At 69.7% G+C, this 18,603-nt stretch carries 12 protein-coding genes; 5 read left to right on the top strand and 7 right to left on the bottom strand.

Translation table 11 applies throughout. The features are described 5' to 3' along the window. The first annotated feature begins 13 nt into the window (after nt 1–13). The 3 genes from SACCYDRAFT_RS08540 to SACCYDRAFT_RS08530 all read left to right on the top strand — a co-directional run bounded on the left by SACCYDRAFT_RS08540 (nt 14) and on the right by SACCYDRAFT_RS08530 (nt 2,575). Entirely contained in the window at nt 14–1,555 is a 1,542-nt protein-coding gene (locus tag SACCYDRAFT_RS08540; RefSeq protein ID WP_005455414.1) for a tryptophan halogenase family protein, read from the top strand. 115 nt (nt 1,556–1,670) lie between these two features. Continuing rightward, nucleotides 1,671–2,210, top strand: a complete 540-nt coding sequence (locus SACCYDRAFT_RS08535) for a flavin reductase family protein (protein WP_005455413.1) — start codon at nt 1,671–1,673, stop codon at nt 2,208–2,210. An 86-nt stretch (nt 2,211–2,296) separates the two neighbouring features. Beyond that, a complete protein-coding gene (locus SACCYDRAFT_RS08530; RefSeq protein WP_005455412.1) occupies nt 2,297–2,575 on the top strand; it encodes a hypothetical protein in 279 nt (92 codons plus the stop codon). A gap of 37 nt (nt 2,576–2,612) precedes the next feature. On the opposite strand, the gene SACCYDRAFT_RS08525 is transcribed toward SACCYDRAFT_RS08530, so the two are convergent. From SACCYDRAFT_RS08525 to SACCYDRAFT_RS08500, 6 genes are all read right to left on the bottom strand, one after another. Then, a complete protein-coding gene (locus SACCYDRAFT_RS08525) occupies nt 2,613–3,863 on the bottom strand; it encodes an MFS transporter (RefSeq protein WP_005455411.1) in 1,251 nt (416 codons plus the stop codon). Then, on the bottom strand, nt 3,860–4,780 hold the full coding sequence (locus tag SACCYDRAFT_RS08520) for an ornithine carbamoyltransferase (RefSeq protein ID WP_005455410.1): 921 nt from the start codon (nt 4,778–4,780) through the stop codon (nt 3,860–3,862). The genes SACCYDRAFT_RS08525 and SACCYDRAFT_RS08520 overlap by 4 nt, the downstream gene beginning before the upstream one ends. A 35-nt stretch (nt 4,781–4,815) precedes the next feature. Continuing rightward, a complete protein-coding gene (locus SACCYDRAFT_RS08515) occupies nt 4,816–11,250 on the bottom strand; it encodes a non-ribosomal peptide synthetase (protein ID WP_005455409.1) in 6,435 nt (2,144 codons plus the stop codon). Between the two features lie 145 nt (nt 11,251–11,395). After that, complete coding sequence (locus tag SACCYDRAFT_RS08510; RefSeq protein ID WP_005455408.1) at nt 11,396–12,169, bottom strand: thioesterase II family protein; 774 nt, start codon at nt 12,167–12,169, stop codon at nt 11,396–11,398. Between the two features lie 2 nt (nt 12,170–12,171). Beyond that, nucleotides 12,172–13,143 (bottom strand): TauD/TfdA family dioxygenase, encoded by a 972-nt coding sequence (locus SACCYDRAFT_RS08505; RefSeq protein ID WP_005455407.1) that lies wholly within the window; start codon nt 13,141–13,143, stop codon nt 12,172–12,174. Between the two features lie 42 nt (nt 13,144–13,185). Beyond that, entirely contained in the window at nt 13,186–14,127 is a 942-nt protein-coding gene (locus SACCYDRAFT_RS08500) for a TauD/TfdA family dioxygenase (protein ID WP_005455406.1), read from the bottom strand. Nucleotides 14,128–14,410: 283 nt separating this feature from the next. Between SACCYDRAFT_RS08500 and SACCYDRAFT_RS08495 the strand changes: the two genes are divergently transcribed. Together SACCYDRAFT_RS08495 and SACCYDRAFT_RS08490 are read left to right on the top strand one after the other, a co-directional pair. After that, nucleotides 14,411–16,285 carry an AfsR/SARP family transcriptional regulator gene (locus SACCYDRAFT_RS08495; RefSeq protein ID WP_005455404.1) on the top strand — a complete coding sequence of 625 codons (1,875 nt, stop codon included), beginning with the start codon at nt 14,411–14,413 and terminating at the stop codon, nt 16,283–16,285. Beyond that, on the top strand, nt 16,257–17,321 hold the full coding sequence (locus SACCYDRAFT_RS08490; RefSeq protein WP_005455403.1) for an ornithine cyclodeaminase family protein: 1,065 nt from the start codon (nt 16,257–16,259) through the stop codon (nt 17,319–17,321). Before SACCYDRAFT_RS08495 ends, SACCYDRAFT_RS08490 begins: the two co-directional genes overlap by 29 nt. A gap of 11 nt (nt 17,322–17,332) precedes the next feature. On the opposite strand, the gene SACCYDRAFT_RS08485 is transcribed toward SACCYDRAFT_RS08490, so the two are convergent. Then, nucleotides 17,333–18,277: a helix-turn-helix transcriptional regulator gene (locus SACCYDRAFT_RS08485; RefSeq protein ID WP_043536301.1), complete on the bottom strand. Its 945-nt coding sequence runs from the start codon at nt 18,275–18,277 to the stop codon at nt 17,333–17,335. Nucleotides 18,278–18,603: the final 326 nt, after the last annotated feature.

The following is an 18,603-nucleotide window of genomic DNA, read 5'->3' as shown; positions in this document are numbered from 1 at the left end:
CAAGGGAGTACGTATGATCCGATCCGTAGTGATCGTCGGCGGCGGGACCGCGGGGTGGATGACCGCCTCGTACCTGAAGGCGGCTTTCGCCGACCGCGTCGACGTGACACTCATCGAATCCGCCAGAGTGGGCCGCATCGGGGTGGGCGAGGCCACGTTCAGCACGGTGCGGCACTTCTTCGACTACCTGGGTCTCGACGAACGGGAGTGGCTGCCCAAGTGCGCGGGCAGCTACAAGCTGGGTATCCGGTTCGAGAACTGGCGCAAGCCCGGCGAACACTTCTACCACCCGTTCGAGCGCCTGCGCACGGTCGACGGCTTCAACCTCGCCGAGTGGTGGCTGGCCGTGGGCGACCGGAGCCAGCCGTTCGACCGACAGTGCTTCATCACCACGGCGCTGTGTGACGCACAGCGTGCCCCGAGGATGCTGGACGGCTCGCTGTTCGCCAGTGGCCTCGACGACTCCTTCGGCAAGTCCACGATGGAGCAGCAGCGGGCGCAGTTCCCTTACGCCTACCACTTCGACGCCGACGGGGTCGCCGCGTTCCTGGCCGAGTACGGCATCGCGCGGGGTGTGCGGCACGTGGTGGACAACGTCAGCGGTGTCGGACAGGACGAGCGGGGCTGGATCACCCGCGTTCACACGGAGGAGCACGGATCCGTCGAGGGCGACCTCTTCGTCGACTGCACCGGCTTCCGGGGACTGCTGATCAACCAGACGCTCGGGGAGCGGTTCGAGTCCTTCGAGGACGTGTTGCCGAACAACCGCGCCGTCGCGCTACGGGTGCCGCGCGACGATGCCACCGACATGAACCCCTACACCACCGCGACGGCGATGACCGCAGGCTGGATGTGGACGATTCCACTGTTCCGCCGGAACGGCAACGGCTACGTCTACTCCGACGCCTTCCAGACTCCCGAGGAGGCCGAGCGGGAACTGCGCGCGGCGGTCGCCCCCGGCCGGGACGACCTGGAGGCCAACCACATCCGGATCAGGGTGGGCCGCAACGAACGGTCCTGGGTCCGCAACTGCGTGGCCATCGGGTTGTCGAGCGCGTTCGTGGAGCCGCTCGAGTCGACCGGCATCTTCTTCATCCAGCACGGCATCGAGCAGCTCGTCAAGCACTTCCCCGACAGGGACTTCGACGAGCGGCTGATCGACGACTACAACCGTCGGGTCGCCCACGCCGTCGACGGGGTCAAGGAGTTCCTCGTCCTGCACTACCGCGCGGCCGAGCGTGCCGACACGCCGTACTGGAAGGACGTCAAGAGCAGGCCGCTGCCGGAGGGGCTGCGGTACCGGCTCGAACTCTCCGAGTCCCACCTGCTCGACGAGGAGACCGTCTACCCCTACTACCACGGGTTCGAAAGCTACTCCTGGATCACGATGAACCTCGGCCTCGGGCGGATACCGCCCACCGCGCGGCCCGCCGTCCGGCAGCTCGACCCCACGAACGCGTTGGCCGAGTTCGCCAGGTCGAGGACGGAAGCCGACAAGATGGTCGCCGCACTGCCGAGTTGCTACGAGTACCTCGCCGCTCTCAACGAGAGGTGACGTTTCGAAACGACGGGCCACCACCGGTCTTCCGGCCGTGCGCGGCCCGTCGTCCTTTTCCCGCCCCGGTTCGTACGGCGGCGTGGCGCAGACGGTTCGAACTGGAGGTGCAGCAATGCAGACGGTTCCTGTCGGGTCGGAGTCCGGCGCGGCCACCGAGCCGGTGACCCCGGACACGTTTCGTGAGTTCATGAGCGGCTACTACACCGGCGTCACGGTGGTGACGTCGGTCGACGCCGCCGGCCGTCCGCACGGCCTGACGTGCAACTCGCTGACCAGCATCACGCTGGCACCACCCACTCTGCTGGTGTGCCTGCACGAGGACTGTGGCACGCTGGCGGCCGTGCGCGAGAGCGGGGTCTTCGCGGTGCACCTGCTGACCGAGCACGGGGCCGAGACGGCGCGGACGTTCGCGTCGACCGCCGACCGGTTCGCCAGTGTGCCGTGGCTGCCCGCGCCGAGCACCGGGCTACCGGTGTTGACGGAGCACGTGTTCGCGGTGTCCCAGTGCGCCGTGGCGGATCTGCTTCCGTTCGGCGATCACTGGATCGTGTTCGGGCGTGTGGTGAACGTGCGCAGTCACACCCAGCCACCCCTGTTGTACGGCCGACGGTCCTTCCAGTCCGCGCCCGTCCCCGCGGCTCCCCACCGGTGAGCCCGGTCTCTCGGCACGCTTTTCCCTTCGCACGGAAAGAAGCGTCCGTGCCGGAGGATCTCGGCTCGACGCGGACAGGAGGACCGATGCGGCAACGGGACGAACGGCTTCGATCCCTCCGGACGGAGCTCGACGTGCTGGCGAAGACCGCCGACCGCTCCGACCCGGTCGACGAGGCCCTGCTCTGCCTCACCGAGGCGGCGGTGCTGGTGCTGGCGGCGTCCGAACGCGAACCCGCTCCGGATCACGAGTCCGCGCGCTGTGACCGCGATCTGCTGCTCCGTGCGGTCGCCTCGACGCGGGCGGCGGTCGGGGCCGTGACGTTCGCCGCCACCTCCACGCACAACCGGTTGCCCACCCGGTGATCGCCCGCTCCGGCGGGCTCCCGCCCTTCCTCCCCGGTCACCGTGGCACCGAGATGTCGGCCCGCCGCACCGAGGGGGTCAGGACCGCCAGCAGCGTGCTCGCCACGAGGACGGCGGTGACCGTCAGGAGCGCGCCCGTGGTGCTGAGCACGCCCAGCAGGACCCCGGCCGCGAGCGCTCCCGCCGAGTTGGCCCCCCACGAGGTCATCAGCACGGCACTCATCGCCCGGCCGTGGATCTCGTCGGGGACGACCTGGGCCATGTAGGCGCCCGCGCCGACGTTGAGGACGGCTCCGGTGAACGACATCACCGCGAAGGGCGCGAACAACAGGGGCAGGCTCGTGGTGAACGCCATGGCCGGGACCAGGACGCTGCGGGTGGCGAGGTCGAGGATGACGAGGCCGCCCAACGACAGCCTGCGCAACAACCACGATCCGCACATCGCCCCGAGCACTCCGCCGACCCCGCCGATGGTGCCGACCAGGCCCACCAACGCGGCCGAGCCGCCGGTCTCCTTGATGACCACCATCGGCGCCATGTTCACCGTCTGGGCCAGGAAGTTGGTCACCGCCACCAGGAGGGTCGTGTACCGGAGGAAGCGTTGACTCCACAGCCAGCGCAGCCCCTCGGTGAGTTCGGACCGGAACCGCCGCACACGTTCGACCCGCTCGGTCTGGAACGGACGCTTCACCCGGCCGAGCCCGAACAGCGACAGCAGGTGCCCGACCGCCGTCGCGGCGAACGGAAGCCACCACAGGACGGCGAACAGGCCACTGCCCGCAGGCTGACCCAGCATTCCCGCGATCCGGCTTCGCGCCTCGTTCCGGGAGACCGCCAACGGCAGGTGTTCCGGGGCGACGACGTTGCGCACCGCGGCCCGCTCGGCGACCTGGTAGAAGATCATGCACGCGCCTTCGAGGAAGGCGACGGCACACAGGTGGGGCAGCCACACCACTCCGGCGGCGAGCAGCACCGCGGCCGACACCATGCCGGCCGCGGCCACGAGGTCACACAACCTCATCACCCGGCGGCGGTCCCAGCGGTCGACGAACACTCCCGCGGGCAGCTGCACGAGCAGCATCGGCAGGAGCCCGGCGAACGCGACCACCCCGGCGCCGAAGGTCGACCCGCTGTGCCAGATGACGAGCAGCGGGAACACCACCACGGACATGCGGGCACCGAGCTGTGAGAACCCAGCCGACAACCACAGCAGCCGGAAGTCGCGGTTCTTACGCAGTGGCCGGTCGGCCTGTGGAGGGCCTGCCACGGATCCGGGAGCGGCCGTCACGCCCGGATCCAGTCGAGAACCGCCATGGCGCAGGCCATCTTGTTGGCCGCCTGGTCGAAGGCGAGGCTCGCGGGTCCGTCGAGCACCTCGGCCGTGACCTCCTCACCGCGGTGTGCGGGCAGGTCGTGCAGGAACACCGCCTTCGGGCTGCGTTCCCAGAGCCCCTCGGTGACCTGGAACGGCGCGAAACGGGCACGCCAGTCCGGGTCCGGCTTGGAGGTGCCCGTCGTCTGCCACCTGGTGGTGTAGAAGGCGTCGACGTCGCCGGGCAGGTCCCGCATGTGGTGGACCTCGCGCACGCGCGCCCCGCTGCGCTCGGCCGAGCGTGCCGCCTTCTCCATGATCACCGGATCGACGCCGTAACCGGGTGGGGTCCGCAGTTCCAGCTCCAAGCCGGGTATCCGGGAGAACGCCAGCGCCACCGCGGCGGCGGTGTTGTTGCCCTCACCGAGGTAGACGACCCGGAGCCCGCGCAGGTCGCCGAAGTGGGCTCGCAGGGTGATCAGGTCGGTCAACGCCTGGGTCGGGTGTTCCGGCCCACTCATCGCGTTGATCACCGACATGCGGTTCCACGAGGCCCAGCTCCGCATCTCCTCCGGAGCGCCGCCGGTGCGGGCGACGAGAACGTCCAGCATGGACGAGAACACCCGTCCGGTGTCCTCCGTGGTCTCCCCTGTCGCGGTCTGGAGGCTTCCCGGGTCGAAGTTCACCACGCCCGCTCCCAGCCGCAGTGCCCCAGACCAGAACGACGTGCGCGTCCTGGTCGAGGTCAGGCGGAAGTACAGGCCCACGACGCGCCCCGACAGCACCTTCCGGGGGTCGTCGGGCGCGGCGGCGAACCGGGCTCCGCTGTCCACGAGGTCGGCGAGATCGGTGTCGGTGAGGTCGTCGATCGAGACGAGATGTTTGACACTCACGGCGGGTGTCCCTTCCGGTCGGCGCTGGTTTCGGGTCAACGGCGGTGGTCGGCGCGGTCCGCGATCCACGCGCTGAGAGCGGCGACCGTGGGATGGTCGAACACCTCTCGGACGGTGACCGAGATCCCGGCCGCCTGCAGTGCCGAGCTGAGGGCGACAGCGCGGATGGAGTCCCCGCCCAGGGCGAAGAAGTCGTCGTCGAGTCCGATGCGGGCGTGGCCCAGCACCTGCCGCCAGATCTCCGCGACGAGCTTCTCGGTCTTGGTACCCGGCTCCGTGTACTCGGCGGAGGTGGTGGTCCGCTCCGGGGCGGGCAACGCGGCCGTGTCGAGCTTTCCGTTGCTCGACAACGGCATCCGGTCGAGCCAGGTGTACGCCGTCGGCACCATGTACTCGGGCAGTGCCTGAGAAAGCCACCGGCCGAGCTGGTCGGCTCCGATCGCGTCCGTGTCGCGTTCGGCCACGAGGTAGGCGACGAGTTGCGGGGCCCCCTCGGGCGGGGTCCGCAGCAGTACCTTGGCCTCGGCGATCACCGGGTGGCCGGTGAGCACGGCCTCGATCTCCCCGAGTTCGACCCGGTAACCGCGGATCTTGACCTGGCCGTCGCGCCTGCCCAGGACCTCCACGGTCCCGTCCGGGCGCACCCGCCCGACGTCGCCCGTACGGTAGAGCCGCGCCCCGGGCTCACCGTAGGGGTCCGGGACGAAACGGTCGGCGGTGAGCGCGGCGCGTCCGGAGTAACCCTGTGCGAGCCCGGCACCGCCGACGCAGACCTCGCCGACGACGCCCACCGGCACGGGTTCCAGGTTGTCGTCGAGGACGTGCAGCGACGTGCCCGGCAGCGGTCTGCCGATCGGCACCACCGCGGGCTGGGGGCCGTGCACCTCCTGGATCGAGTTCGCGACGGTGATCTCGGTGGGGCCGTACTCGTTGACCACCCGCGCGTCGCCCAGGCGGGCACGCCACTGTTCGGCCGTGGCCCCGGGGAAGAGGTCACCGCCCACCACGAGGGTTCCCACCTTGCCCCGCAGCGCCGTGTCGTCGAGTTGCTGCGTCAGGATTTCGAGGTGCCCCGGCGTCAGCTTGACGAAGCTGTACGGCGCGCCGTCCACCAACCGCCTGCCGAGTTCGGAGAGGTCGGTGTCCTCGGGAACGATGTGGACGGGCTGCCCGGTGAGCAGGGGTCCGAACAGGGTGGTGACGGTGAGGTCGGTGGCGGGCGTGGAGAACAGCGGTGCACCGCCCGCGCGTGCGGAGGCGTAGTCGTCCACGACCCAGGCCAGGTATCCCGCCAGCCCCGCGTGGCTGATCCGCACTCCCTTCGGTCTGCCCGTGGACCCCGAGGTGTAGATGACGTAGGCCAACTCGGCGCTGTCCACGTCGCGCCGCGGCGGTGTCGCGCTCCTGCCCGACTCGGCCAGTTTGCGGTGGTCGACGAGCACGGCCGGGCCGGTGAAGGTGTGGGGCACGCGGTCGACGGACTCGGGAGGCGTCACCACGCAGTGCGCTCCACTGTCGGCCAGGAGGAAGTTCCACCGCTCGGACGGCAACTCCCAGCCCAGAGGAACGTACGCGCCGCCCGCCTTCCAGGTCGCCAGCAGGGACACCAGCAGGTTGAGGTCCCGCCTGACGACGACGCCCGCGACCCGCCCCGGACCGAAGCCGGTGGAACGCAGCCGCTGCGCGAGCGCGTTGGCGCACTCGTCGAGTTCCGCGTAGCTCAGTTCGTCGTCGCCGCACCGGACGGCGACGGCGTTGGGAGTGCGGGCGACCTGCCGCTCGAACGCGTCCAGCGCGTGGGTGAGGGTGTCCGGCTGTCCCTGCGCCGCCGGGCGCACGTGGGTGCGCGCCGACTCCAGCAACCATCGCCGGTACTCGGCCGGGAGCGCGGCGCGTGCCGCGTCGGAGTCCACGTCCTCGGCGATGGCCTCCAGCACGAGCCGGAACGAGCGGGCGATCAGATCGGCCTGTGCTTCCGTCACCTGCCGTGGGTCCACGGTCACGAAGATCATGCCGACCCGCGAGGACACGCTCAGCGGGAACTCGGTGGGGCTGTCGTCGTTGCCCGCCCTGTCGTCCACGAGGTCGGTGTCGACCTGGTGGAAGTCCTGGTAGTTGAAGATCGTGTTGACGAGACGCTCGCGCGGTGGGCGCATCCGCGCGATCTCCGGGTACGGGAACCGGCGGTGGGGCCACAGCTCCACCTCCCGGTCGAACACGGCACGCAGCACGTCACGCCACCGGCCGGACGGCCGGTCCACCGCGAACGGCACCGTGTTCAGGTACATGCCGTACACCCGGTCGGCTCCCGACCGCTCCGGGCGGGCGTCGCAGATCAGTCCGAAGTGGAAACTCGGCTCGTCGGTGAGCTGGGCGAGCACCTTCGCGTACGCCGCCACCATGACACACTTCAACGAGACACCGGCCGCGGTCGCCGCCGCTCTCAGCCCGTCCTCCAGGTCACGCCACTCGACGGCGGTCTGGTACTTCCGCCCGGCCGGGACGGCCGGGTCCCCCCACTGTTCCGGGAGGGTGAACGCCGGATGGTTGTCGACCACGCCACGCCAGTAACGCGCGTGTTCCGGCGACTCGATCGCCGCCATTTCCTCGGCGACGAAGTCGGCGAACCTGACCGGCGGCGCCTGGTACGCCTCCAGCTCCTCGCCGCGCCTGAGACGGTCGTAGCAGTCGAGGAACTCCATCATCATGGTGTGGTGACCCCAGCCCTCGAGGATGGGATGGCACTCGGTCACCGTGAGCCAGTACCCGTCGTCACCGGTCAGGTGCACGAAGAACCGCATCAGCCCCGGAGTGGTGAGGTCGAACAGGGTCTCCCGTTCGCGGTCGGAGTGCTCGCGCAGGATCTGCTCGACCCGGGCGGCGTCCATCCCGCTGACGTCGCGCACCCCCAGGGGCAGCTCGGCCGTCGCGTGCACGAGCTGCATCGGCACGGAGTAATCGCTGAGGTGCAGGGAGGTGCGCAGAGCCTCGTGCCGCCGCACCAGCTCCCTGGCCGCGGCCGTCATCGCGGTCAACGAGAACGGTGCGGCGTCGCGGATACGGAACGACGTGACGTTGTGGTAGCGGCGCTGCTCGTCGGCCAGCATCTCGACGATCATGCCGATCTGGTTGCGGGACAGTGGGTAGGCGTCGGTGACCCCCTCCGGCAGGGCCGCCCTGTCCTCGGAGCTGATCAGCGCGAACTCGGCCACGCCCTGTTGCGCCTCCACCGTGCCCCTGCCACGCACGAGGTCCGCGAGGGCGGCCACGGTCTGGTGGGCGAACACGTCCCGGACCGAGACGTCGAAGCCGGCCTCGCGCATGGCCCCCACCACCGACACCGCCCGGATGGAGTCGCCGCCGAGCTCGAAGAACCCGTCGTGGGCACCCACCCGGCCGACCCCGAGGACGTCCGCCCACACCTCGACGAGCCGCCGTTCCACCGGATCGGCGGGCACCTCCGGTGCGGCCTCCGCCTCCGGCTCCGGTGCGCGGGGCAGCGCCGCCACGTCGAGCTTGCCGTTGCTGGTCAACGGGATCCGGTCCAGTTCCACGACGGCCGAGGGCACCATGTACTCGGGCAACTGCTCGGACAGCCACGCCCGCAGCTCCCGGGCCTCGGTCGCGCTCCCCGCCGCGGGCACGAAGTAACACACCAGGTCGCGGCGCTCGCCGTCCTCCCGCAACACCACCCGGCATTCCCGCACCGAGGGATGGGAGGCGAACACGCCCTCGATCTCCCCGAGTTCGACGCGGTAACCGCGGATCTTGACCTGGGTGTCGGCCCGGCCGACGAACTCGACGTCGCCGGAGGGCAGCACCCGGCCGAGGTCGCCGGTGCGGTAGAGCCGGGACCCCGGTTCGCCGAACGGATCGGGCACGAACCGCTCCGCCGTCACCTCGGGCCGGTTGAGATAGCCGCGCACCACACCGACCCCGCCGACGCACACCTCCCCGATCACGCCCACGGGCACGGGCCGCAGGTGGTCGTCGAGAACGTACATGCTGGTGTGCGGGATGGGTGTGCCGATCGGGACGACCTCGCGGTCCGTCGCTTCGGAGGGCACGAACGTGGAGTTGCCCACGGTGATCTCCGTCGGACCGTACTCGTTGATCACCCGGCCGGTCCCGAGCCACTCGTTCCAGCGTAGGGCGTGCCGGTTCAGCAACACGTCGCCACCGGCCACGACGGTGCCCGCCAGCCCACGGATCTCCTCGGGGCCGAGCTGCCGCGAGAGCACCTCCAGATGTCCGGGGGTGAGCTTCAGGAAGGCGTACGGTCTGCCCGCGACGAGCCGGGCTCCCAGGTCGGCGAGATCCATGTCCTGGGGGAGCAGGTGCACCGGCCGGCCCGCGAGCAGCGGCGCGAAGAGTACGGGCACGACGACGTCCGAGGCGACCGTCGAGAACAGCGGCGCACCACCGGAGTGCGCGCCGACGTACTCGGCGAGCACCCAGTCCAGGTGGTTGGCCAGCCCGCGGTGGGTGACGGCGACGCCCTTCGGCACGCCGGTCGAACCCGACGTGTAGATGACGTAGGCGAGCGCGTCGGGTGTCAGCGCGCCGGCCTCGACGGGCGGCACCGACACCGGTGCCCCGTGGGTGGCCTCGTCGAGCACCATCATCCTGCCCTTGAAGACATCGCCCAGCTTCGCCATCCGGTCCGGTGTGGAGTCGGTGACCACGAGTTTGGCGTCGCTGTCCCTCAGCATCGCGCCCCAGCGGCGGGCGGGCAGTTCGGGCCCGAGCGGCAGGTACGCCGCCCCCACCCGCCAGCAGGCCAGCATGGTGGCCAGCAGGTCGACCCCGCGATCGAGCAGGATGCCAATGAGGTCCTCGGGCCCCACCCCCACGGCGGACAGCCAGTGCGCGATCCGGTCGATCCGGGTGTCGAGTTCGGCGAAGGTCGTGGGGCACTCGTCGGTCACCACGGCGACCGCGTCCGGTGTGGCCGTCACCACCCGGTCGAAACGGGTCAACGTGTGTTCGAACCGCGGCGGAGGGCCTGCCGGTCGGGTCAGCTCGGCCAGTTCGTCGTCGTCCACCAGCCTCAGTGCCGACACGCGGCTTCCGGGCTCCGCGACGGCGTGGGCCAGCAACCTCTTCAGGTGGCGCGCCATCCTTTCGACCGTGGCGGGCAGGAACAGCTCGGTGGCGAAGAGGAACCGGGCCCGCAGGGAGCCGTCCGGTTGCGGGACCACCTGCAGCTCCAGATCGCAGCGAGCCACTCCGCCGTCCGCCGACAGCGGTTCCACCGTGAGGTCGGGGAACACGTCCGGTGCCGCTCCCGCCGACTCGTGCATGGTGAAGACGACCTGGAACAACGGTGTCCGCGACAGGTCCCGCTGTGGTTGCAGTTCGTCGACCACGTGGGAGAACGGGACGTCACCGTGGTCGAACGCGTCCAGCACGATCTCGCGCACATGGTCCAGCAACGCCCGGAACGTGACGTCCTCGGTCCACCGGCTGCGCACGACCACGGTGTTGATGGCGTATCCGATGAGCCGCTGCAACTCCGGGCGGGTACGTCCGGAGACGACGGTGCCCACCGCGATGTCCGTGCGCCCGGTGTAGCGGGCCAGCAACGCCTGGAAGGCCGCCATCACCACGACGAACGGCGTGGTGCGGGACTGCCGTGCGAGTTCGACGACACCGGTGCCGACCTCCGGGGAGAGGACGAAATCGACCTCGTCGCCCGCGTACCCGCGTACCGGGGGCCTCGGGTGGTCGGTCGGCAGGTCGAGCGGCGCCAGCCCCGACAGCACGTGACGCCAGTAACCGAGCTGACGTTTCCGGCCCGCCGCCGACAGCTGGTTTCGTTGCCAGGCCGCGTAGTCGGCGTACTGAACGGGCAGGGGCGGCAAGGGGGCCAGGAGCTTCCGCTCCTTCGCCCGATACCGGGCGTAGAGGGCTCCCAGCTCCGACAGCAGCAGCCGCGACGACCAGGCGTCGCAGGCGATGTGGTGGAACGTCACGAGCAGCACGTGCTCGGCCACACCGAGCTCCACCAGCGTTGCCCGGACCGGCCACTGCGTGGCGAGGTCGATCGGCGTCCTCGACTCCGCGTGCAGCAGGTTCTCCAGATGCCGTTCCCGTTCGTCCGGCCCCACCTCGGTGAGCGAGACCGTCGCCAACGTACCGGTCACCGGTTCGTCGATCACCTGATGAGGACCACCCTCACCCTGCCGATGACGCGTACGCAACATCTCGTGCCGTCGCACCAGCATGTCCCACGCCGAGCCGAGTGCGTCCTTCTCCAGCGCGCCGAGGAGCCGGAACGCCACGGGAACGAGGTACTCCGTGCTCCCCGGATTCAACTGATCCAGAAACCACATCTGCTCCTGGCCGAAGGACAGTGCCAGCGGACCGGAACGGTCCGCACGGCCGATCCCGGCCGCGCCGGACGTACCTTCTCCCCGAAGCCTGCGTCGCAGCAGTTCCTCGCGACGGACATCGGCAGTAGCGCTCATGGATCACTCCCGCGGGCTGTTCCGGCGCCGGACGCCGGAAAGGACGGCGTTCGCCCACTCTGACGAGCGCCGCAATACTGGGGCTATACCTGGAGAACCATCCACTTCGCCCACTCTCATCAACCACATCGGACCGATCGGGGCGTCATCGTCCGCCGTCGAGGACGTCGGCGAGGACACCGAACAACTCGTCCGGCGGATCCTCCACGTAGTAGTGGTCACCGGGAATCACGTGTTGGTCGAACGCACCGAGGGAGTACCGCTCCCACCCCCGCACGTCGTCGGCGTCGCAACTGGTGTCGCCGTCGGCGACGATCACCGTGATCGGGCAGGTCAACGGCGCGCCCGGCCGGAAGGCGTAGCGCTGCGACATCAGCAGATCGCTCCGGAGGGGCGGCACGACCACCTGCCACAGCTCCCCGTTGTGCAGCGCCATGCCTCCGCGACCACCGAGACCGCGCAGGTACCGGCGCAGATGGTCGTCCCGCGTGAAGTCGTAGCCGCTGGGACCGACCTTTCCCGGTGGCAGCCGCGCGGAGGCCACCAAGCGACGCAACGGTGTCGGAAACCGCGGGTGCAGCTCTCTCGCCACCTCGAACGCCACCGTGGCGCCGAGGCTGTGGCCGAAGAACGCCACGGGCCGGTCGAACTGCGGCGCCAACGCCTCCACGAGCCGTTCGGTCAACCGTTCCATGTCGGAGATCGGTTCCTCGTGGATCCGGTCCTGCCGTCCCGGGTACTGGACCGCGACGACCTCCACGGAGTCGGGAAGGCGTTCGGCCCAACCCCGGAACACGCTGGCACTGCCACCCGCGTGGGGGAAGCAGATCAGTCGGACGTCGGCGTGGGGGCGCGGCACGAACGTGCGGCACCACTGCGCCCCGTGGACCGTCGTCGTACGTGGCGTGCTGTGCGGCATGCTCAGTCCCGATCCCGCACGAAGTCCGACCGGTACGCCTCACCCATGGCGACCGCGATCTTGCGCGGGCCGGTGAACGGCTCACGGCCGTGTGCCGCCGCCATGTTGTCCACCACGAGCACGTCGCGGTGCTTCCAGTCGAACCTCCGCGTCAGGCGGCGGTAACAGGAGCGCAGGTGCTCGACCACGTCGTCGGGGATGCGTCCCCCGTCGCCGTAGTAGGTGTTGGTCGGAAGGTCGTCCTCGCCGAACATGGCCAGCAGGCCCTCACGCACGTCCTCGTCGAGGGACGTGTGGTGGAAGAAGGTGATGTGGTTGAACCACACCGGTTGCCCGGTGTCGGGGTGCCGGTACACCGCGTTCCGGACGGCACGCGTGCGGAGGTGGTCCGAACCGACCCACTCCGGCACCATGCCGTGGTCGGCGCAGTACCGTTCCACGGCACCTCTGTCGTCGGTCCCGAACACCTCGGGCCAGGCGACACCGAACCGGGGTTGGTAGTTGCGCACCACCATCCAGCCGCGCCGCGCGAACTCGTCGCGCACAGCCGGTTCGATCTCCTCGTACACCCGCCGGATGTCGGCCAGCGGCGTCGCACCGAGCGTGTCCGGCTCACGGTCGCAGTAGAAGTACAGGATCCTCGGCCACACCGCCTGGTAGGAGTTCTCGTTGTGCAGGAAGATCTCCTCGTCGGGCGGGTAGTCGGTCGAGGTGTAGACGTTGCCCTTCAGTGAGTGACGTGGCGACGAACGCTCCTGGTACGACAGCGGCTCGCCGGAGAAGGCCCGCACCGCGGTCTCGAAGGCCGCGATGTCGTCGACCGGAAAACCGCGGAAGAGCAGAGCACCGTGGTGCGCCAGCAGTGACCGCAGTTCCGCTCGGTCGCGCGACAGCACGGTGTCGAGTGCCGGACCCGACGGGGTGCCGGTGACGGTGTGCGGCAGGGTCGCCGGCTCCGCGATGGTTTCGGACATGAGTTCCTCCCGTGTCTGCTCCGTGTCGTCGTCGGGCCGCCGTCATCCGGACATCGCCACGAGCACGCGGCGTGGCCCGGTGAACGGTCTCCGGCCGTGCCCCACCAGCACGTTGTCGATGAGCATGAGATCGCCCGCTTCCCAGCCGACGTCGACGGCCTCGGCGAGGCCACGCTCACGGACCTGGTGCACGTACTCGGCCGGGATCGGTGAGCCGTCGGCGAAGACCACGGACTGGGGCATGTCCTCCTCCGCCATGATGGCGGCGAGCGCCGCGGCGGTCTCGTCCCCGAGGCCGGCGACGTGCCACTGGTCGGCCTGGTTGAACCACACGACCTCACCCGTGCGCTCGTCGTGGAGCGTGGCGGGCCCGTGCTGCTCGATGTGCAGCGTTCCGTCGGAGCGCCATTCCCATTCCGCGCCGGTGTCGTCGAGGAACTCCTGGACCTCGGCACGACTGTCCGTCTCGAACGTCTGCTGCCAGCTCTTGCCGAAGCCGTGCCCGTCGTGCAGGTTCTGGCGGTACCGCACACCGTCGGCGAAAGCCTCCCGCACTTCGGGGTCGAGAGCGGAGAGCCACGCGGTGCCGTCGACGACCGGGGTCTCGCCTCCGGTCCGCGGCGCCTGCTGGCAGTAGAACAGCAGCCTCGTCGGCCAGTTCCGTGCGTAGGACAACTCGTTGTGCATGGAGATCGTGTACTGCGGCGGGTACTCGGTGGACGTGTACACGTTGTCGCCGACCTTGGTCCTCGGCGAGTTGCCGTGCCGGTAGGCCCACCGTTGCGGCAGCAACAGCGGCAACAGCTCCTCGAACTCCTCGGGTGAGACCGAGAAACCGCGCCACACCAGGGCTTTCGCCCTCGCCAGCTCCGCACCGAGGTCGTCGACGGACGTGAGTTGCCGTCGTAGTCCCTCGGCGTCGGGACTCACGTCCACGTCGGCGGGTCTGATCACGGTCGGTGTCCACGGGGACCGCTCATCCATGTGGACCACTCCTTCTTCTCCGGGCGGTCACCACGCCGCTCCCACAGTCGTCTCTTCTTCGCTGCCTTTTCTGCGCGGGACACTGTGGAAGGGGCCGCAATACTGCGGCTATATCGCCGTGATCGTGGTTCGGCTTCCGGCCCGGACCGGTGTCACAACCTGACAGTGCATCTTGCTGCCATGGAAAATCCACAACAGCCGGGTGATCCACGCCACTTCCTGACATACAGTGTCGGACGCCGACGATCTCGGCCTGTCGCCGACACGGAACAGAGGTGATGCGATGCGGTTCCAGGTTCTCGGTCCGGTCAGTGTCTGGGCCGGCGACGTCCGGCTCGACATCCGCGGGTCCAAGATGCGCACCTTCCTCGCCTCGCTCCTGCTCGCCCGTGGTCGCGTGGTGTCCGATGCCCGGCTCATCAAGATGCTCTGGGACGAGGACCTTCCGGCCACCACACAGGCACAGGTACAGACCTATGCTTCGCGACTTCGCAGCGTGCTCGGCGCGGAGATCAAGATCGAGCGCACTCCCCCCGGCTACCGGTTGGAGCTGCCGAGCGCCCGCCCCGCCCGGCTCGACCTGCTCGAGTTCGAGGAGCTCTCCACACAGGGACACGAGGCACTGGCCTCCGGACGGCACGCGGAGGCGAGCAGGCTCCTCCGTTCCGCACTGGCCCGGTGGAACGGTCAGGCACTCGGCGGTGTCACCGACCATCTGGCCACGGTCGAGCAACCCCGTCTGGAGGAAGCCAAGCTGACCGCGCAGGAGGAATGCATCGACGCGGAGCTCGCTCTCGGCCGCCACCAGGCGCTCATCACCGAACTCACGGCACTGGTCGCGAGCCACCCGCTCCGGGAACGCCCGCGAGCCCAGCTCATGACGGCACTGCACCACAGTGGCCGCACCGCCGACGCCCTCGACGTCTACCAGCAGTTCCGGACGGTCCTGGCCGACGAACTCGGTCTCGACCCCTCCACCGAACTCCAGAACCTCCGCCAGTCCATTGTCACGGCCTTCTCACCGGGTTGGTCGGGAACGGTACGCATGCCCGCCCCGGACCGGGGCAGGGCGCCCGCTCTTCCGCCGGAGCCCTCGGACTTCGTCGGCCGCACGCAGGAGGTGTCCCGTGCGTGCGCCGCGCTCGCCGACTCGCCCGTCGACAACGGTATGTCCCGGGTCTGCGCGGTCAGCGGCATGAGCGGAATCGGCAAGACCGTGTTGGCGTTGCGGGTGGCGCGCAAGCTCCGACACCACTACTCCGACCGGCAACTTCTCGTGGAACTGGGCGGACGGTCGGCGCGCCCTCCCGACTCGCGCACCGTGCTGCTCGACGTGCTCGACCGGCTGGGCGTGTCACCGACGACCACAACCACCTGGGCGCTCGTGGAACAGTTGCGGCAGGCCCTGGCGGGCACCCGCACACTACTCGTCCTCGACGACGCGGCGAACGAGCGGCAGATCAGGCCGCTGCTGTCCGCCGTCCCCGGCTGTGGCGTGCTGGTCACCAGCCGGACGCCGCTCGCGGCGCTCGAAGGCGTCCGTCGCATCGCGCTCGACGCGTTGTCCGGCGACGAGTCGGTGCTTCTGCTGAGCCGCATCGCCGGCGTCGAACGCGTGGAGGCCGAACGCTCCACCGCCCAGCGGATCGCCGAGCTCTGCTCCGGAATCCCTCTCGCCGTGCGTATCAGCGGCTCGCGTCTCGCGACTCGACCGCACTGGTTGCTGCACCGGCTCGCCGAACGGCTGGCCGACCCGCGCCGGGTACTCACCGAGCTCAGCGTGGGAGACCTGGACGTGCGTGACTGCCTCCTGCCCACCCATGCCGCGCTCGACATCGAGCTGCGGCGCGCCCTCGACTCGCTCGTCGCCCTCGGACCACGCGACTTCAGCTGCGCCACGGCGGCCAAGCTGCTCGGTGTCTCGGTGGCCGAGGCTCAGGACGTCCTCGACGATCTCGTCGCCGCATACGTGCTCCGGCGTGAGGACTCCCAGGACGGCTATCGCTTCCCGGCGCTGATCCTGGCGCTGGTCGGTGAGCGCGACGAGGCGGCCGTGCCCTCCATTCCCGTCCACCGCACCGAACGCGCCTACCGAGTCCCGGCGGGCCCCGAGCAGTTGGGAGACGACAATGTCCGGTCACTCCGCTCCCCCGCGTGAGCACTTCCGCTATCTCGACGGGAACGCCGTGGCCACCGCACTCGACCACGTCGACGTGGTGTCGGTCGTGTCCGAGGCCCTGCGGCTGCACGCCGAGAGCCGCGTACTGCTGCCCGAGGAGGCCTATCTTCCGTGGCGGTCACCGTCGGGCGCCGCCAACCGCTGCCTCGCGATGCCCGGCGCCGTCGACTTCGACACCGGCTTCGCCGTCGGCCTCAAGACGATCAACGCGAGCCTCGGGAACGTGGCCAGAGGGCTCGCCAGGTCGCAGGGCTTCACGTTGCTGCTCGACCCGGAGACCGCCCGCCCGACCGTCCTGCTGGAAGCAGCGCGGATCAGCGCGCTGCGCACGGCGGCGGTGACGGCCGTCGCCGCGACGACGCTCGGCAACAGCCGTCGAGCGAGTCTGGGCCTCATCGGCTGCGGCACCCTGGCGATGACGCACCTCACCCTCCTTTCCGAAACCCTCCCGACCCTGACCGAGGTCCGCGTCCACGACATCGACCGGTCCCGGGCGGAGGCGTTCCACGAACGTGCCCGGCAGGCGTGTCCGGCACTCGACATCCGGATCGCCGATTCGGCGCAGGAGTGTGTGGAGGGAATGGACCTCGTGGTACCGGTGACGACGGTGACCGAGGGCTACATCCCGTACCGGTGGTTGAGCCCGGGCACGCTGGTGTCGCACGTCTCGCTGGACGACCTGCTGCCGGACGTGATCCATCGCGCCGACCTGCTCGTCATCGACGACTGGGAACTCGTGAGCGGTGACAGCAGACGGCTGCTCGGTCGCATGTACCGCGCGGGCGAGTTGCTGGAGCCCTCCGCGGTCACGGGTGACGGTGTGCACGACGTGGGTCGGCGCCGGGTGGACGCCACGCTCGGGGAGATCGTGTCAGGCACGCACCAGGGACGGATCTCCGACGCCGACATCGTGGTCTGCAACGCTTTCGGGATGGCCATCCTGGACATCGCGGTGGCTCACCGGGTCGCCGAGGCCAGCGCCAAGCTACAGCTCGGCCGTGTCCTCGAACTGTGAAGCGGCGCCGCTCACCCTCCCCCGGACAGCCACCCCGCTTCGACGGCGCGCGCACCGATCTGGAACCGGCTGCGCGCGCCCAGACGCTCCGCCAGCTCGGCGATCACCCTCCGAATGGTGCGCACCGACACACCCATCTTGCGGGCGACCACGGCGTCGGTGTGGCCGTCACCGAGCAACCGCAGGACCTCGTGTTCCAGGTCGGTGAGCCCGTCGTCGTCCCGGCTAGACGGGGCGTCGAGTTCCGGCGCACGGCCCCACTCGCCGTCGAACAACGCGCACAGGGCCGTCAGGATGGCGGTGCCTCGCACGACCACGACCTCGTCTCGCGAGCGCCGCGGCTCGACCGCCACCACGGCGACGGCGCGATCGTAGATCGACATCCGCACGGGAAGGCTGGGCACGGTCCGCACCTGGCCTCCCGCACCCACCAGCCGGCGCAGGTGCTCCGAGGTGGCCGAGTCGTTGGTGGCACTCCGGAGGCACAGCTTTCGAACCCGGATTCCCCGGTCGAGCAGCCTGCGGTCCTCTTCCCCGTCGGCCGACGCCGACATCGCTCCCGGGACCGTGGTCAACACCTCGGCATCACAGCTCGCCGCGAGCCGCTCCCCGACGTCACGCACCGCGGCGTGGCCCACCACCTGCCGGATCGGGAAGTCGGCGGGCTCGGACAACGCCTGCCGATGCCGCTCGATGAGGGTGGTAGCCAGTGTCCTGGCCTGGTCCAGGTCGTCACTGTAGCGCTGCAGTGCGAGTTCGCCTGCCTCGACGAGGCGGGGCAACGCCACGCTCGGGTCGACCAGCACGGGGCCCCGCTGGCCCTTCCAACCCGATTCGATCAATTCCCGATGCTGCAACTCGGACAGTGCCTCCGAAAGGCGGCGCTGCGACCACCCGAGCCAGAACCCGAGTTCCACCAGGCCGGCGTTGGGATGTCTGATCAGCGTTTCGTACACTGTCTCGGCATCGGTTCCAACCCCGAGCAAACGCATTCCTCCCCCATGGCGAAAGTCACCGGTGTTCGTCACGCCCGTGTAACGGTGGCGACATTTCGATTCCCTTCCCCGGATTCCCGGCTCCACCTCGCCGGTCCCTGGAAGCTCGACCCGGGAACTCCCGCTCGAGCGTGGCGCGGAACCGGCCGGCGATGCCGACACAGCACACCCAATCACAGGCCGACACGTGCGGGAATGCGCCAAGCGGCCGTATTGATCACTATCGCGTTGCCCCGATCGACCGAGCATCACCCCAGACCCGAAGAAGATGAACCATTAATTCCAAC

It is taken from the genome of Saccharomonospora cyanea NA-134 (assembly GCF_000244975.1).
Taxonomy (GTDB): Bacteria; Actinomycetota; Actinomycetes; order Mycobacteriales; family Pseudonocardiaceae; genus Saccharomonospora; species Saccharomonospora cyanea.
This window is presented reverse-complemented; position numbering and strand designations above follow the sequence as displayed.

Excerpts from the sequence above, each read along its gene's own strand:
- SACCYDRAFT_RS08515 (WP_005455409.1), bottom strand. The coding sequence starts at position 11,250 with ATGAGCGCTACTGCCGATGTCCGTCGCGAGGAACTGCTGCGACGCAGG.
- SACCYDRAFT_RS08495 (WP_005455404.1), top strand. The coding sequence starts at position 14,411 with ATGCGGTTCCAGGTTCTCGGTCCGGTCAGTGTCTGGGCCGGCGACGTC.
- SACCYDRAFT_RS08540 (WP_005455414.1), top strand. The coding sequence starts at position 14 with ATGATCCGATCCGTAGTGATCGTCGGCGGCGGGACCGCGGGGTGGATG.
- SACCYDRAFT_RS08490 (WP_005455403.1), top strand. The coding sequence starts at position 16,257 with ATGTCCGGTCACTCCGCTCCCCCGCGTGAGCACTTCCGCTATCTCGAC.
- SACCYDRAFT_RS08530 (WP_005455412.1), top strand. The coding sequence starts at position 2,297 with ATGCGGCAACGGGACGAACGGCTTCGATCCCTCCGGACGGAGCTCGAC.
- SACCYDRAFT_RS08535 (WP_005455413.1), top strand. The coding sequence starts at position 1,671 with ATGCAGACGGTTCCTGTCGGGTCGGAGTCCGGCGCGGCCACCGAGCCG.
- SACCYDRAFT_RS08510 (WP_005455408.1), bottom strand. The coding sequence starts at position 12,169 with ATGCCGCACAGCACGCCACGTACGACGACGGTCCACGGGGCGCAGTGG.
- SACCYDRAFT_RS08500 (WP_005455406.1), bottom strand. The coding sequence starts at position 14,127 with ATGGATGAGCGGTCCCCGTGGACACCGACCGTGATCAGACCCGCCGAC.
- SACCYDRAFT_RS08505 (WP_005455407.1), bottom strand. The coding sequence starts at position 13,143 with ATGTCCGAAACCATCGCGGAGCCGGCGACCCTGCCGCACACCGTCACC.